At 48.4% G+C, this 14,690-nt stretch carries 15 protein-coding genes; 5 read left to right on the top strand and 10 right to left on the bottom strand.

Translation table 11 applies throughout. The annotated features are described in order from the left end of the window. Window positions 1–27: 27 nt before the first annotated feature. The 3 genes from FB479_RS08795 to FB479_RS08805 are packed head-to-tail and all read right to left on the bottom strand — an operon-like array spanning window position 28 to window position 3,701. On the bottom strand, window positions 28–1,395 hold the full coding sequence (locus FB479_RS08795) for a sigma-54 interaction domain-containing protein (protein WP_142064260.1): 1,368 nt from the start codon (window positions 1,393–1,395) through the stop codon (window positions 28–30). Further along, a complete protein-coding gene (locus FB479_RS08800; protein WP_142064263.1) occupies window positions 1,382–2,143 on the bottom strand; it encodes a response regulator in 762 nt (253 codons plus the stop codon). Before FB479_RS08800 ends, FB479_RS08795 begins: the two co-directional genes overlap by 14 nt. After that, window positions 2,130–3,701 (bottom strand): ATP-binding protein, encoded by a 1,572-nt coding sequence (locus tag FB479_RS08805; RefSeq protein ID WP_142064639.1) that lies wholly within the window; start codon window positions 3,699–3,701, stop codon window positions 2,130–2,132. The genes FB479_RS08800 and FB479_RS08805 overlap by 14 nt, the downstream gene beginning before the upstream one ends. A gap of 98 nt (window positions 3,702–3,799) precedes the next feature. On the opposite strand from FB479_RS08805, the gene FB479_RS08810 reads away from it, so the two are divergent. Beyond that, window positions 3,800–4,849: a DctP family TRAP transporter solute-binding subunit gene (locus FB479_RS08810; RefSeq protein ID WP_142064265.1), complete on the top strand. Its 1,050-nt coding sequence runs from the start codon at window positions 3,800–3,802 to the stop codon at window positions 4,847–4,849. 5 nt (window positions 4,850–4,854) lie between these two features. Here the strand turns inward: FB479_RS08810 and FB479_RS08815 are convergent, their stop codons facing one another. The 3 genes from FB479_RS08815 to FB479_RS08825 form a co-directional block, all read right to left on the bottom strand. Continuing rightward, entirely contained in the window at window positions 4,855–6,309 is a 1,455-nt protein-coding gene (locus FB479_RS08815) for a HAMP domain-containing sensor histidine kinase (RefSeq protein WP_142064268.1), read from the bottom strand. Further along, a complete protein-coding gene (locus tag FB479_RS08820; RefSeq protein ID WP_106655663.1) occupies window positions 6,278–6,964 on the bottom strand; it encodes a response regulator transcription factor in 687 nt (228 codons plus the stop codon). Before FB479_RS08820 ends, FB479_RS08815 begins: the two co-directional genes overlap by 32 nt. A 212-nt stretch (window positions 6,965–7,176) precedes the next feature. Further along, a complete protein-coding gene (locus tag FB479_RS08825; protein WP_106655664.1) occupies window positions 7,177–7,923 on the bottom strand; it encodes a stalk domain-containing protein in 747 nt (248 codons plus the stop codon). Between the two features lie 248 nt (window positions 7,924–8,171). Here FB479_RS08825 and FB479_RS08830 point away from each other — a divergent pair, with 248 nt between their 5' ends. Further along, the gene (locus tag FB479_RS08830; RefSeq protein WP_142064271.1) at window positions 8,172–9,464 is read left to right on the top strand and encodes a dicarboxylate/amino acid:cation symporter; all 1,293 of its coding nucleotides are present in this window, start codon (window positions 8,172–8,174) and stop codon (window positions 9,462–9,464) included. A gap of 48 nt (window positions 9,465–9,512) precedes the next feature. On the opposite strand, the gene FB479_RS08835 is transcribed toward FB479_RS08830, so the two are convergent. After that, window positions 9,513–9,767 (bottom strand): hypothetical protein, encoded by a 255-nt coding sequence (locus FB479_RS08835; RefSeq protein ID WP_088906257.1) that lies wholly within the window; start codon window positions 9,765–9,767, stop codon window positions 9,513–9,515. A gap of 326 nt (window positions 9,768–10,093) precedes the next feature. Between FB479_RS08835 and FB479_RS08840 the strand changes: the two genes are divergently transcribed. Together FB479_RS08840 and FB479_RS08845 are read left to right on the top strand one after the other, a co-directional pair. Further along, complete coding sequence (locus FB479_RS08840; protein ID WP_069846275.1) at window positions 10,094–10,591, top strand: cation:proton antiporter regulatory subunit; 498 nt, start codon at window positions 10,094–10,096, stop codon at window positions 10,589–10,591. A 2-nt stretch (window positions 10,592–10,593) separates the two neighbouring features. After that, window positions 10,594–11,826: a cation:proton antiporter gene (locus FB479_RS08845; protein ID WP_106655666.1), complete on the top strand. Its 1,233-nt coding sequence runs from the start codon at window positions 10,594–10,596 to the stop codon at window positions 11,824–11,826. 48 nt (window positions 11,827–11,874) lie between these two features. Here the strand turns inward: FB479_RS08845 and FB479_RS08850 are convergent, their stop codons facing one another. Next, complete coding sequence (locus tag FB479_RS08850) at window positions 11,875–12,435, bottom strand: peroxiredoxin family protein (RefSeq protein WP_142064274.1); 561 nt, start codon at window positions 12,433–12,435, stop codon at window positions 11,875–11,877. Then, on the bottom strand, window positions 12,419–13,114 hold the full coding sequence (locus FB479_RS08855; RefSeq protein WP_142064277.1) for a hypothetical protein: 696 nt from the start codon (window positions 13,112–13,114) through the stop codon (window positions 12,419–12,421). Before FB479_RS08855 ends, FB479_RS08850 begins: the two co-directional genes overlap by 17 nt. An 89-nt stretch (window positions 13,115–13,203) precedes the next feature. Here FB479_RS08855 and FB479_RS08860 point away from each other — a divergent pair, with 89 nt between their 5' ends. Next, window positions 13,204–13,983, top strand: a complete 780-nt coding sequence (locus tag FB479_RS08860; protein ID WP_142064280.1) for a GNAT family N-acetyltransferase — start codon at window positions 13,204–13,206, stop codon at window positions 13,981–13,983. A 56-nt stretch (window positions 13,984–14,039) separates the two neighbouring features. On the opposite strand, the gene FB479_RS08865 is transcribed toward FB479_RS08860, so the two are convergent. Beyond that, entirely contained in the window at window positions 14,040–14,675 is a 636-nt protein-coding gene (locus FB479_RS08865; RefSeq protein ID WP_142064283.1) for a precorrin-2 dehydrogenase/sirohydrochlorin ferrochelatase family protein, read from the bottom strand. Window positions 14,676–14,690: the final 15 nt, after the last annotated feature.

Genomic DNA, 14,690 nt, shown 5'->3' on the forward strand with positions numbered 1-14,690 from the left:
TTCTCTCCCCATTATCGTACATCTGTGTCAAATGGTGCATAGCCATTTTCGCAGCTTGCGACTTGCAGACGGCTGGCTGATTCCGAGCGCTTCCGCTACCTTTGTTGTCGTCTTATGCTGCTCATAGGCCCGGTGCACGAGCTGGCGCTCCACCTCGTCCATGGCATCCTGCATCGCCATCACACGATCTACCTTGATCCCTTTGTTCACACTGGACTCTTGGTTATGAATATAACGCGGAATTTGCGCGGGCGTAATGAGAACATCATGTGACGTGACGACGAGCCGTTCCACTACATTTTCTAACTCCCGCACATTGCCAGGCCAATCGTATTCGCTGAGGATGCGATAGCAGGTATCTGCGAGCTGTCTTTCCAAACAGTACTTTTGCGAAAAGACATTGAGAAAGTAGTGGACGAGCACGGGTATCTCTTCCTGCCGTTCGCGCAGCGGCGGAATTTCCAATGGGACGACATGAATGCGATAGTACAAATCCTCGCGAAACTTGCCTTCCTTGACCATTTGCCGCAGGTTTTTATTCGTAGCCGTGATCAGCTTTACATCTACTTTTCGCGAGACAGAGCTGCCTACGGGCGTAATCGTTTTTTCTTGCAACACATTCAACAGCTTCACTTGCAAGGAGAGTGACATCTCCCCGATCTCGTCCAAGAACAGCGTGCCTCCGTTTGCCTTTTCAATCAAACCTGCCTTGCCATCTTTGTCCGCTCCCGTAAAAGCACCCTTTTCATAGCCAAACAGCTCTGACTCCAGCAATGTCTCAGGAATGGCTCCGCAGTTGATGTGCACAAATGGCTTGTCCACCCGCGGACTGCACTCGTGGATGTATTTTGCCAGCACGCCTTTTCCGACACCTGATTCTCCTAACAGGATCATGGATGATTCTACCTGCGACAGTTTTTTGGCCATCATGGCGACCTGCTCCATGGACTGACTGCGGTAGATCAAGCTAGTTTCTCCTTTTTGTCTGTTATTCTCCTTGGTCATTTCACTCTGCAAGACCGTCCCGACGTACTTGACTTCATGTAATTCCTGCTGCAGTTGCTCCTGGCTAGTTATATCAATGAAAGTATGGATCACTCCGTTAAAATTCCCGTCCTGATCCCAAATCGGTGTGCCTTCCACAAAAAGCTTGCGATTTTTCCGGGTGGTTTGAATCGTATGTATCTTTTTCTTGTCGCGAATGACCCGCATCGTGATCGTTGGCGCAAAATAGCCGAGATGATAAAACTCCTCAATCGGCTTGCCCATCATCTCCGCAGGATCAATTCCGAAAAATTCTTCAAATCTTTCCGAGCCATACAAGGTTCTGCCTTCTGCGTCTGTGACGTGCACGATATCAAACAGCGAGCCTAATAACGCTTCATATTCGATCATGGCGCTCTCTACCTCCCGTGCCCCCCGCATCTTGTGGAGTGACACGTACATAGCGATTCGTCGGTCTGCCTACCCCACCATAGCTGACATCCATTCTGACACTCCCGCTCTTCTCCAGATAGTCCAAATAGCGTCTGGCCGTCACTCTCGCGATCCCTACACGTTCGGCCACGTCATCTGCCGAGAGCGGCTGACTCTCTTTCTCGATCTGGCGCATGATTTGCTCCATGGTGACAGCGTGCAGTCCCTTCGGCAGCACTATCCTGCCTGAAGTGGCATCGGCTTGTTCTTTTTCCGGGCTTTTGCGGAATAACAGCTGGTCGACCTCATCCTGGGATACGGTACCCTCCCAATCAATCCGTCGGCGGAACTCTCGATAGTTTTCCAATGACTGCTTGATCCGTTCGAATTGAAACGGCTTGATAATATAGTCCATCGCCCCATTGCGCAGCATCGATTGGATCGTGGTCTTGTCCTTTGCAGCTGTCACGACGATGACATCCACCGCATGTTTGGCGGCGCGCAGCTCCATCAGCGCCTTCACCCCGTCCTGGATCGGCATGAAAATATCAATGATCACCAAGTCAGGCGCGAGCTCATTCACTAGCTTGAGTCCATCTGCCCCGTTGGCTGCAATTCCGACCACGTCAAAGCCTGGGACACGCTCAATGAACTGCTTGTTGATTTCCTGTACCATCGGATCGTCTTCCATAATCAGTACGCGAATGCTATCGTTATCCTTCTCCATGACTCTCCATCTCCCCCATCGGAAACGTAATGAGAAAGCTGGCCCCTTCTCCGCGTGCCGAATGGCAAACCAGCTCGCCTCCCCCTTTATTAACCAACTGATGCACCAGATGCAGACCAAGTCCACGGTGCACACGTTCTTTCGTAGAAAATCCCCGTTCCAGCATGTGTAGACGCGTCTCTTCGTCCATGCCGATTCCGTTGTCCTCCACCAGAATGGAGCAAATCTCTTCGTCTTGTTCGATACTGATCATGATCTCCTTATCTTCGCGTTCGATTCTCTCCAGTGAATCAAAGGCATTCTCGATCAGATTTCCCAAAATGAGCACGAAATTATGATGATCCATGTACGGCGGAAAACGTTCCAGATGACTCCTGCGATCAATGACAACACGGATGCCTAGCTCTCTTCCTCGACTTACTTTGCCAATCAAGAGCCCAGATAAATTCTCATCCATGATCCGTGTTGTTAAAAAGGAGGTGAGCTCCTCCTGCTGCTCGTTGACCTCGAACAAATACGCGAGTGCCTTTTCATGTTGATGGAGCTGGAGCAAGCCTGCGATGGTATGCAAATGATTCATGTGCTCGTGATTTTGTACCCGCAGTGCACCGACGAATTCTTTTACGCCCGTCAGCTCCTCCGCCATTCTCGCCACTTCTGTTCTGTCCTGAAAAATGGCAATTGCGCCGACGATCTTATCCTCGACCTTGATCAGAAAACGGTTAGACCAGAGCAGCGTATTGCCGACGTGAATTTCCGTGTTGGTAAAATTCTGGCGAAGCTCCAGCACTTCTGGTAATCTGGTGTCGTGCAGGACAGACCGTATGTACTTGCCCAGCACCTCTCCTTCTATGCCAAAAATTTGCTTCGCCCTGTCGTTAAAGATTGTGATTCGTTCCCGATTGTCGATGGCGATGACCCCCTCATGCATGGCATGGAAGGTTGCGGTTCTCTCTACCAGGATTCGCGCGATTTCGTCCGGCTCCAGGTCGAGCATCTGCTTTTTCATGTGACGGGCCAACTGATAGGAGCCCCACACCCCGAACAATAAGGAGAAGAAAAAGGTGAGCGCGATATTGTTTCGCTCGGTGTACAAGATCCCCCATACATCAGGCATGACACGTCCGACTAAGACAACACCCACCTGCTGATGCTGGTCATCCATGATCGGCACGTAGGCCCGCAGAGCCGTTCCCATCTCTCCTTTGACTTTTTGAAAATAGGAGTGCTCGGCATAGGCCTCATCAACCGCAGGGTCCATAAACACCGTACCAATCCGCTCATCTAGCGGGTCTGAGTAACGGACACGCTCCATATTCAGCACGACGATATACGTCACATCATTGACGACGCGCAGGTTGTTTGCTGTCGGTTGAATCACCTTCCACCCGTCCGGTTCCTGAATGCTTTTTTGTACATTTGGAATCGTCGCAACCGTGCGTGCTGTGGTCATGAGCCGTTGTCCCAGTTGGGTTTCCGTAATCCGAATAATCCCTCCGGCCATGATCAAGTTTCCGATAATCAAGGAAAAAAGAACGATTCCGACGGAGAGCAGCATAATCTTCCATTTGATTGTTAATCGTTCGAACAGGTTCGTTCTTTCCTTTCTATTGGATTTGCAACTCAAATTCATTCAACGTAAGCAGGTGTTTGAAAATGAAATCGTTGGTAACCAGTACATTCATTGTCCTGCTCGGACTTATGAGCGCTGTCATTATAGGCTTCGGATCGGATCTCCTGATGGAAAACAAAGGATACGACGAAGAACAGGTAGGGCTGTCCAATCAAATTATCATCAAGTTCAGCCACGTGATCGCGGAAAACACGCCAAAGGGTCTGACTATCGAACGCTTTTCCCAGCTAGTGAAGGAAAAGACAAACGGACGTGTAGAGGTACAGGTCTTTCCCAACAGTATCCTTCACACCGAGAAAACCGAGATGACTGCCTTGCAAAACGGCGAGATCCAGATGATCGCCCCTGCATTCTCCTATCTGTCAAACACGATTCCCGAGTGGGCTGTCCTTGATCTGCCTTATCTGTTTCGATCGCAAGAGGACGTCGAAACCGTATTCAATGGGGAAATCGGCCAAATACTATTTGATAAGCTAGAAGATTCCGACATGAAAGGACTGGCCTTCTGGGCAAGCGGCTTTAAGCAAGTGACAGCCAATCGCCCGTTGATCATGCCTTCCGATTTTGTCGGCCAACGTTTGCGCATCATACCAGGCAACGTGATCGAAGCTCAGTTTCGCACACTCCAGGCAATTCCTGTAGGCTCTTCCTTCAATGAATTATACAGCATGCTGGCTGCCGGAAAAGTAGACGGCGAAGAAAATACCATCTCCAATGTGTACACCAAACGGCTCTACCAAGTACAAAAGCACATGACGATCAGCAATCACAGCTATCTGGGCTACGCCGTCGTGATTAATAAAACGTTTTGGAACAGTCTCCCCGCCGATATTCAGCAGGCCATATCGGAAGCCATGCAGGAAGCGACAGCTTACAATAATCAATTGGCTGTTTCGATGAATGACAAACAGCTGCGCTTGCTCCAAGAAAATGGGGGGATGCACATCCACATGCAGACAGCAGAAGAACGTGCCGCCTGGATCGAAGCGTTGCAGCCAGTCTACGATCAATTCGCTCCGAGTATCGGTGAACCATTGATGGTAAAAATCAGAGAGCTCCACCAACGCCGGTGAAGCTCTCACGCAATCTCCTCGCTCTGCTCCTTGCGCATGGGCAAAATCAGCGTAAAAACCGATCCCTCTGACGTGCTTTTTGCGAGGAGGAGATCTCCGCCGAGTGCCTTCGCCATCATGCGGGAATAGGACAGCCCCAAACCGAGTCCACGAACTTTGTCTTTTTTATTGCTTCCCCGAAAGAAACGCTCGAACACAAGTGGCTGTTCCTTTGCAGGTATTCCTGGCCCATCGTCTTTGACATCGATGCGTAAATCCATGTCCGTTTCGTAGAGAGTAAGCGCTATGTTCCCATCCTCTGCAACAGCCTGTTTCGCGTTGTTCAAAAGATTAATCAAGATTTGCTGAACACGGCCCGGATCGACATAGATCATCGTCTGCTTTTCCAGAACCCCCACGGTAAATGTGACGTGACCGAGGTCGTGGACAATCTGCCATTGTGAGGCGATCTCGCGGATCAGCTTGTTCACGTTTTGCTCTTCCTGACAAACCGTGATCGCTCCTACGGCAAATGAATTGAAGTCTAGCAAATCCTCTACCATTTTTTGCAGACGCTTCGTTTCCTTCAGGCAGATTTCCAAAAACTCCTTCTGCTCCTCACCGGAAACCACCTCGTCGTTAATTGCCTGGATCAATCCGCTAATAGACGTAACGGGGGTTTTCAGCTCGTGTGTCACCCCAGCCAAAAGCTCTGTTCGCATGCTTTCCAACTGCCGAAGACGGTCGGCCATTTCCGCAAACGTATGCACCAGCTCGTGAATTTCCTTTTCCTTGATCGTTTTATTGATCAAGACGTCGTAGTTTCCTTCTACGATCTGTCGTGCGGACATCACCACATTTTGAATCGGCTCAGACAGCTTCCGCGCATGAAAATAAATAACCGCCCAGCCAAGCACACCCAAGCTGCCCAGCATAATGACCAAATATTGGATTTCCTCTTTGCCTACCTTGATATCCGTTTCTGGGAAAAGCAAGATCACCTTGCCAATAACTCGATCATTGTATTCCAAATTTTTTCTCACGACATACAGTGTCTCACCTGACGGATGCCTCACTTTATCCCACATATTCGCCTGCTCCAACAACTCAGGCGCTGCCTGCTGCAAGGGAGTTGGAAGCTTGGTTGGCCGACTGTAAACGACCTCTCCTTTTACATCTTCAATGAACAAGATCAGGTTGCGATCAACACCCATAAACTTACGCCGATTATCCAATACCTGATGAAGTTTTTCCCCCACCAAAATATTTCCAACATCATCGACGACTCGATCAGCCACTTCCTCTGCAAACAGTCGCGTGACCTCAACCTGCTTTTCAATCGCAGCGTACTTGATCCAATAAGCAGAGACTGCTCCAATGATGAGCAACCCGATCACGAGGGTGAGCAGATAACGTGTGGTCCAATAACGCAGCAGCGATACGGGCTCATTATTTTTTATAAACACAGAATTGATACCCAACCCCTCTTTGCGTCTTGATCTCGCCCTCATGAACCGGCCAATTCTCCAAAGTCTTTCTGACCCGCTTGATCGCCAAGTCTACGGCACGGTCACTCCCCCCGTAGTCCATTCCCCATACTTGTTCAATCAACTGCTCACGGGTAAAAGTCTGATTCGGATTTTGTGCCAGAAAAAGCAGCAAGGACAGATCGCGCGGGTGAAACGTCAGTTCGAGACCGTGCAGCGTCACGTGGTGGGACTGAAAGTTTATTTTCAAGCTTCCGAATAGTCGGGTTTCCTGATCTTTCACCAAAATAACAGAACGTCGCAGTACCGCATTGACCCTCGCAACTACTTCGTCCGCGACAAAAGGCTTCGTTATGTAGTCATCTGCTCCTTGATTGAGTCCCTTGAGCTTTTGGTCTGTCTGCCCGAGCGCTGTCATGATAATGACAGGACAGGAGCTCTTTTCACGAATGTACTGGAGAATCTCCCAGCCATTGCGTTCAGGGAGCATGACATCCAATAGAACCAAATCCGGCTTTTTCTCATCAAAAAGCTGCATGGCCTCGATCCCGTCATTCGCTTGCCAGACCTCATACCCTGCCTTTTGCAAGTAAGCCTTCAGCACGCGCGATATCACCAGTTCATCTTCTACCAACAAAATGCTTTTCATATCTTCCCTACCTGATTTACAGACATATAATCATTCCTATTCGCGAATTCTCGCATGGTTCCCTCTATACTCTACGTACTTCTATTCTATCAGTTTACAGCCTTGTATTAAAATTTGCCTTTGATGTTTTTGGAAAATAGGAAAAAAGCCTTGCATCCCATGTAAAGGAGCAAGGCTTTTTTTGTGAGAAACGTCCCCACTTTGAGTGGTATTTAGTTGATAACGCTACCGTCGAAAGTGATTTCTTCATCGCTAGCATCCGCGGAGAAATCCCACAGCTCATCGTCGTCATCGCTGCTGTCTACGATTTCACCTTCAATGTCAGCGTCTTCGAACTCATCCCAAATATCTTCTACTACTTTTTCAACGAGATCCTCGAAATCGGAATCATCCATAGCGTCGTACTCGTCTTCAAATTCATCCTTGTCGACCGCGATTTCTACATCGATATCATCTTCGTCGCCACTCAGCGTGAACTTCCACTCGATATCTTCGTAGTCATCGTAATCGCTGTCCAGTTGATCTTCCAGGTCGTCCAGGTCATCTTGGACATCATCGTCATCATCTCTGCTGCTCTTGCTGTTTTTCAAATCAGTAATCTGTTTGTTCAGGCTGTCAATTGTTCCTTGCAAGGTTCTGATTTGAGCATCACGTGCAGCCAACTCTGATGCGTGCTGGGAGTTCGGCTTGTCTTTTACCGTAATGGTGTACTTCGTGCCATCCCATGCTACATCCTTGCTGAACACGTCCGCCATCATACGCAGCGGGATGTACGTGGTTCCGTTTACGATAAATGGTTCGATTGTAGTTGGAACAGCTGCGCCGTTATAAATTACTTTAATGTTGTTGTACTTAGCTTGCAGATTCTTCGTTCCAGTCGCTGCTTGAGAGCTCGTCGGAATAAGTGTGGTAGTCAGAATCAACGCTGAGGCAATCGCCAGATATTGCTTCTTGAACATAGAAAATCCTCCATTCTCCCGGTTGTCTATTTCTTTCGTGTCACTATGTACATTTCTTACTTTACCTATCGTTCGTGTCGAGAGTATGTCAATAATTGATTTTTTCCTTTCCAATTTGAGGGGATTTCTATGACCAAAAGGACCAAAACAACCAATATGACCGTATCATTTTCAATTTTTTACACAATTTATACAATGCGAAAGAGAAGGATAAAGCGCTTTCAAAACATGGAGGAGGAGTGGATTCGATGCGGATCAACTTTAAAAATCTGACCGTACAGGTCGTTATTGCCATTATTCTCGGTATCCTAGTTGGTCATTTTGCACCCAAATTTGGCGCAGAGCTGAAGGTGTTGGCCGATATTTTTGTCAAACTGATCAAAATGGTCATTCCACCGATTGTCTTCTTCACCGTAGTGAATGGAATCGCCAGTATGGGAGACATGAAAAAGGTCGGTAAGATCGGCGGCAAAGCGCTGCTCTATTTTGAAATCGTTACCACAATCGCATTGGCAATCGGACTGCTCGTGGTCAACCTGATCAAGCCTGGGGTAGGCTTTGACAAAACGGGACTGACCAGTGGGGACGTCTCCAAGTACACGGAGGCTGCTGCTTCGAGTAACAACGGTTTTATTGATTTTATTACGGGGATCATTCCGGAAAATGTCGTCGGGGCTATGGCAAATGGCGAGCTGTTGCCCATTCTGTTCTTCGCGGTCCTGTTTGGCCTCTCACTCGCTGCCATGGGGCAAGCGTCCCAGCCTGTCATCAAGCTGTTTGACAAGCTGGCACACGGATTTTTTGGTGTCGTCAACATGATTATGAAGGTTTCTCCATTAGCTGCATTTGGTGCAATGGCGTACACGATTGGAAAATTCGGCATTGGCTCGCTGACCAGACTGGGCCTCTTGATGACAGCTGTCTACATCACGATGTTTTTGTTCATTATTCTCATACTGGGCGGGATCGCGCGCTACTACAAATTCAGCATCTTCTCGTTTATCAAATACATTCGGGAGGAAATCCTGCTCGTGCTTGGGACCTCCTCCTCAGAATCCGCTCTTCCGAGAATGATGGATCGGCTGGAGAAGTACGGTTGCTCCAAATCCGTTGTCGGTCTGGTCGTACCGACAGGCTACTCGTTTAACCTGGATGGTACCTCGATCTATTTATCCATGGCTGCCATTTTTATCGCCCAGGCATATGGCATCGAGCTTAGCTTCTGGGAACAGGTCACCCTTTTAGGAATCCTGATGATTACGTCAAAAGGGGCTGCCGGTGTCACAGGTTCTGGTTTCATTACACTCGCCGCTACCTTGGCAGCCTTCCCTATCATTCCGGTCGAAGGCATAGCCCTCTTGCTCGGCGTTGATCGATTCATGTCAGAAGCTCGTGCCATCACAAATCTGATCGGAAATGGCGTAGCTGCCGTGGTCATAGCCAAGCATGAAAATGAGTTCCATCCGGGACGCGTCCAGCAATCAGATGAAACCGCCGTCGAGTCGGACAACGAGTCAGAAGCAAAACCGATCATGGCCTAGTCCCTATAAAAAAGAGGTTCTCCTATTGAGAGAGAACCTCTTTTTTCTTTAGTCATTTGGCCATGTCTTGCGTAGCTCAACCTCAAATTGGCGCAGATGATTAATTCGCTTCTGTGCTGCCTGATACTCCTCCTGCCAGCCCTCTTTCTCGCGCTCTTTGATCAGCTCCGCCTTTTTCTCCAGCTCCCTTACCTCATTGCGCAATGCGATCACGATGTCCAATAGCTCATCCATATCCATGGACCGCATGTCTTGAATAAAGATCCATTCCGCTTCTGTTAATCGATACTGTTTGTTCGCCATGTTTCATCATCCTTAAAATAACCTCTATCGAAGCCCACTCATGGAGGAGCGACCTCGTTTTAGAGGAAAGTTAATATGCCTATACGTTTATAAGTGTGTCATTTTTTAATAAAAATGTTTCATTTTAAAGAAAAATGACGTCATTTCGTGTATAATAGTGGATATAGGTATGAATGTCGACAATAATCCGCACACAGGGGGGATTATTACTAAAATATCACCGGAATGGATATAATTCCAAATAATTATTGACGACTTGTTGCTCACTGGGAAAAAAGAGAGCTATCTATGCCAATACAGTGTTTTTTCGCGAAGGAGGATCTTACATGTTCTCTATTAGAGAATCCGATTTGCCAGGAATCGGCAGGAAGTACCAGGTCGAAACCAGAAGTGGCGACAAGCTGGTTATCGTCATTCACGATGACGGTCGCCGGGAAATGTATCACTTTGACCGTGATGATATGGACGAAACAATCTCCATGGTTACCCTTGACGACGATGAGGCGAGACAAATTGCTGCCATCGTAGGCGGCTTGACGTACAAACCATCTGCACTGGAAACAGTCGAGGTTGCGTTAGACAAACTCATGATTGAATGGTACAAGATTGAATCGAACGCTCCTGCCATCGGCAAGACGATTGGGGAACTCAACATTCGTCAAGAAACAGGCGCTACCATCATCGCTGTTATTGAAAAAGACCATAAACAAACGATTAATCCCGGCCCCGAGTATGTCCTTTGTACAGGATCTACGTTGGTCGTTGCAGGTGAACGGAAGCAGGTGAAGGCTCTCAAGACTATTCTCAGCAACGGAGGTGAGTGATATTGGAGCACATCGTTTTTGAAGTTGGTCTTGCCCTCGCACTCATAGCAATTGCGGGGTTCCTCTCTATGAAGTTAAAATTCTCCATCGTACCCTTCTACATTCTCGTCGGGATGATCGTGGGTCCACACGCTCCCGACATCGGATTGTTTGATCTCCGCTTTATTGAAAGCGCCCCGCTCATCGAATTTATGGGCAGAATTGGCGTACTCTTCCTGTTGTTTTACCTCGGACTGGAATTTTCAGTGGGCCGTCTGATCAAGGCTGGTCGATCCATTGCCGTAGGCGGTACCATCTACATCGTCATCAACTTTACCCTCGGTCTCTTGTTTGGTTGGGCCGCAGGATTTCCACTCAAAGAAGTTTTGATTATCGCCGGTATTACCACTATTTCCTCCAGTGCCATCGTGGCAAAAGTCCTGGTGGATCTCAAACGTACAGCAAATCGCGAAACAGAGATGATCTTGGGGATCATCATGTTCGAAGACATATTCTTGGCCGTCTATATTTCGATCGTGTCCGGCTTGGTGTTAAGCGGTGCAACTTCTCTTGCCGGCGTACTCTCATCCGCATTGATTGCACTCGGCTACATGCTCCTCCTCATTATCGTAGGCCGCAAGCTCGTACCTTTCCTAAATCGGGCATTGAACATCAAATCAAACGAAGTGTTTATGATTACGGTGTTTGCCGCTTTGTTTCTGATTGCGGGTTTTTCCGAAACGATCCATGTTGCCGAAGCCATCGGAGCATTGCTCGTAGGTCTCGTTCTGGCAGAAACACAACACATGAAGCGCATCGAGCACCTCATCCTGCCGTTTCGTGACTTCTTCGGAGCCATGTTCTTCTTCAGCTTCGGTTTGACAATTGATCCATTGTCATTAGGTGGAGCCGTATGGTTGTCCATTGGTGCAGTTGCCCTCACCCTTTTCGGTAACGTCGTCGCCGGACTTTTGGCTGGGCGAAGTGCCGGATTATCTCCCAAGGCTTCTACCAATATTGGACTGACCATTGTATCTCGCGGTGAGTTCTCCATCATCATGGCTAATCTCGGAAAAGCGGGCGCACTCATGGAAATTCTGCAACCATTTGCGGCTCTTTACGTTCTGATTCTCGCCATATTAGGTCCATTGTTGACCAAGGAATCCAAGCATATTTACAAGTTGCTCAATGCTGTGTTTCGTCTGGATCGAAAGGCATCACTCAAAGAATCAGAAAACAAAGCAGACGCTGGATAATAGGAGAGACATGACTACCGACAGCAGATATGCCAGCTGTCGGTTTTTCTATTCGATCGCAGACAACATGTTCTCCATGGTTTCTTCATCCATTGGGCCGATGTATTTATTCTGGACCACACCGTTCGAATCAATGATGTAGCTGGTCGGAATCGAAATGGCTTTGTACACATTCGCCACTTCTTTATCGGGATCGAGCAAGATCGGGAAGGTAATGCCATACAACTTCACAAAATCCGCCACCGCTTCCGGGCTCGACTCCGTATCGGTCAGATTGACACCGATAATAACTACGCCTTTTTCTTTGTTCTCTTCGTAGTAACGCTGCATGTCCGGCATTTCTGCACGGCAAGGAGGACACCACGTCGCCCACAGATTGAGAATGACTTTTTTCCCCCGTAAATCGGACAGCTTGACCGTACCGCCGCCTATCTGCTGCAGCTCAAAATCCGGAGCGGTATTTCCTTTTTCAATTCCAATCTGCCCGTTGCCTTGCTCGCCAGATGAAGCGGTGGGCTCCTGCCTGTTCAAGTATTCCGCATCAAAAATGCCCCATCCCAAAAGCCCCAAGAGTACGACGATCGCCCAAGCATTATGATATTTCTTCATCGGTCGTTCCCCCTATCGGCTTCACTCGTCTGGACAAAAAGAGCAGCAAGAGAGCGAATGCATAGTACATGAGTTGATCGCCGGAAAGTCCTGCAAACACAGCTTCTCGATTCGGCACAAAAAAATGCACATAGACTTGGCTAATGGCAAACCACATCACGGGTGCAAGCCAAGCCACTAAATGAATGAGTTCTTCCTTTTCCCGATGAACCCACCAAAGAAAGAAGGCACATATGGCGACCTGCTGTACGTGATACCACATGCTGCTCTGTTCTAACACGACCGTGAGCAGCTGGTAAACGCCAGTTGCGGCAAGAAAGCCTGTCGCCATTCCCAAGGCGACGAAATGAACAGGTATCGCTTTTTTGCGTACCGTCTTGGTGAGGTACACCACAACTGCCACTACTGCCAACATGGCTCCGTTTTCTCCCCCGGAAAAATAAAGAATGGATAAGGGATTCTCCACCGCTTTCGAAAAATCAAACAGGACGTAGCTGAACTTCCAAACAAGAAATGCCAGCAACAGTGCATTACTCAACAGCTCAATAACGGCTGATTTCATTTCTCTGTTATGTGTAAGCTGAGCGGATATAGCCACAAAGCCGAGCGAAAGCGAAACAATGACCGCCAGCATGCTCATTTTCAACAAAAAGGGGCCTATTTGAATAGCATCCGACATTTTCGTTTCCTCCTTTAGAAAAATGTCTTACTCTAGGGAGACAAGTATCCAAACAATTATCACCATATCAGGAAATGGGGAATAAAGGAATGCTCACGAATATTTTTACTTTGCAGGAGCGCTATGCCCTTGCTTTTTCTACGCGAACGGAGCATCCACAAGTGCGCGTATATCGCGATGAATCGGTCCCGGACATGTATAGCCATAATTTCACAGAAATGATGTCGGTTCCCACCCAAGACTGGGTGCAAGCTTATATCGAGCAAGAGCTTCGGCGTGCCAAAGAGCAGCAGCTCGGCCACTTGAAGCTGGAACTGCACCCGTCGTTACCTTTTTCAGAAGAGTTAGTGTCTTTTGCGACCCAGCTTGGGTTTGAGGTAAATACGATGCTGTACATGCTTGCTCCGCTGGATGTTGCCGATAAACTAGCGCCGAATCCTCAATGCTCCGTTTTGCGAGGGGATTCAGCTGACGTCATGGAAGCAGGCATACGCTGCCTTACTGCTTATGATTCCGTTATGATCAATCCTGATTTTGCTGTCCGTAAAGCGAACCGGAAAAGACAAATTTATGAAAGAGGTGAGATCATTCCGTATGTGTGCTTTGTCGATCAAGAGCCAGTCGGTGCATGTGAATGGCATCTTTACAAGGAACTTGTTCGTATGGAGGAATTTTTTATACTGGATTCCTGGCAGCGTAGAGGATTCGGCACGGAAATCATTCGGGTCATGATGCAGGACGCAAAAAAACTCGGCGCCACCCATATGTACTTGACGACTTATGCAGATGATACGCCGCAGGAAATGTACAGCAAGCTCGGCTTTCAAGAGGTCAGGAGGCATTTAGAAATGATCTGGCTAAAGAATTAATTAAAAAAGCTCCCACCAAGTAACTTAGTGAGAGCCATCCTATTTCCAGTATTGATCTACTCTTTTGTGGTGTTAAGCAGCGCTTCTGCCTCCCGATCCCTTCGGTCGGTTTCACCGTTTTTGGTCCATTGCAAAAATCGGTCGTCCAAAAGCTCTGCCAAGATTGCCCGTTTGTCCGCTTCGCTCACCGCCAGTGCGAGTACTTGTCTTCTCATGCTGCCAAGAAAAAGCGTGTAGTCCTCGTATTCGGGTCCCACCGACTCTTCGAGCTGGCGGCGCATTTTCTTCGCCAGACCCGGGTTGTTCCCACCCGTAGAGATGGCAATCTGCAAGTCTCCGCGCGAAATGACGGATGGAACGGTAAAAGAACAGAGGTCTGGGCGATCGACGATGTTGATCCACTGATTCGGACGGCACGCTTCGTATACAGCCAGATTGACGGCGGGATCACTCGTCGCCGCGATGATGAGCACTGCTTCCTCTACGTCCTGTGGGGTAAAGGGGCGTGGTGCTACCATCAGCCTCTTAGCGTGTGCCCATTCAAGGATGGTTGACGTACAGGAGGGACTCACAACGGCGACATCTGCACCAGCAGCAAGCAGACTCCCGATTTTCCGCTCGGCTACCTGCCCGCCACCGACCACCAAGCAACGCTTGTTTTGTAGATTGACCATCATGGCATAGTGCGTCACCAGCGTTCCCTCCCC

Origin of the sequence: Brevibacillus sp. AG162 (assembly GCF_006715575.1) — a bacterium.
GTDB classification, from domain to species: Bacteria; Bacillota; Bacilli; order Brevibacillales; family Brevibacillaceae; genus Brevibacillus; species Brevibacillus brevis.

Coding starts and splice junctions, on each gene's coding strand:
- FB479_RS08795 (WP_142064260.1), bottom strand. CDS start 1,395: ATGATCGAATATGAAGCGTTATTAGGCTCGCTGTTTGATATCGTGCAC.
- FB479_RS08800 (WP_142064263.1), bottom strand. CDS start 2,143: ATGGAGAAGGATAACGATAGCATTCGCGTACTGATTATGGAAGACGAT.
- FB479_RS08805 (WP_142064639.1), bottom strand. CDS start 3,701: ATGCTGCTCTCCGTCGGAATCGTTCTTTTTTCCTTGATTATCGGAAAC.
- FB479_RS08810 (WP_142064265.1), top strand. CDS start 3,800: ATGAAATCGTTGGTAACCAGTACATTCATTGTCCTGCTCGGACTTATG.
- FB479_RS08820 (WP_106655663.1), bottom strand. CDS start 6,964: ATGAAAAGCATTTTGTTGGTAGAAGATGAACTGGTGATATCGCGCGTG.
- FB479_RS08825 (WP_106655664.1), bottom strand. CDS start 7,923: ATGTTCAAGAAGCAATATCTGGCGATTGCCTCAGCGTTGATTCTGACT.
- FB479_RS08830 (WP_142064271.1), top strand. CDS start 8,172: ATGCGGATCAACTTTAAAAATCTGACCGTACAGGTCGTTATTGCCATT.
- FB479_RS08835 (WP_088906257.1), bottom strand. CDS start 9,767: ATGGCGAACAAACAGTATCGATTAACAGAAGCGGAATGGATCTTTATT.
- FB479_RS08840 (WP_069846275.1), top strand. CDS start 10,094: ATGTTCTCTATTAGAGAATCCGATTTGCCAGGAATCGGCAGGAAGTAC.
- FB479_RS08850 (WP_142064274.1), bottom strand. CDS start 12,435: ATGAAGAAATATCATAATGCTTGGGCGATCGTCGTACTCTTGGGGCTT.
- FB479_RS08855 (WP_142064277.1), bottom strand. CDS start 13,114: ATGTCGGATGCTATTCAAATAGGCCCCTTTTTGTTGAAAATGAGCATG.
- FB479_RS08860 (WP_142064280.1), top strand. CDS start 13,204: ATGCTCACGAATATTTTTACTTTGCAGGAGCGCTATGCCCTTGCTTTT.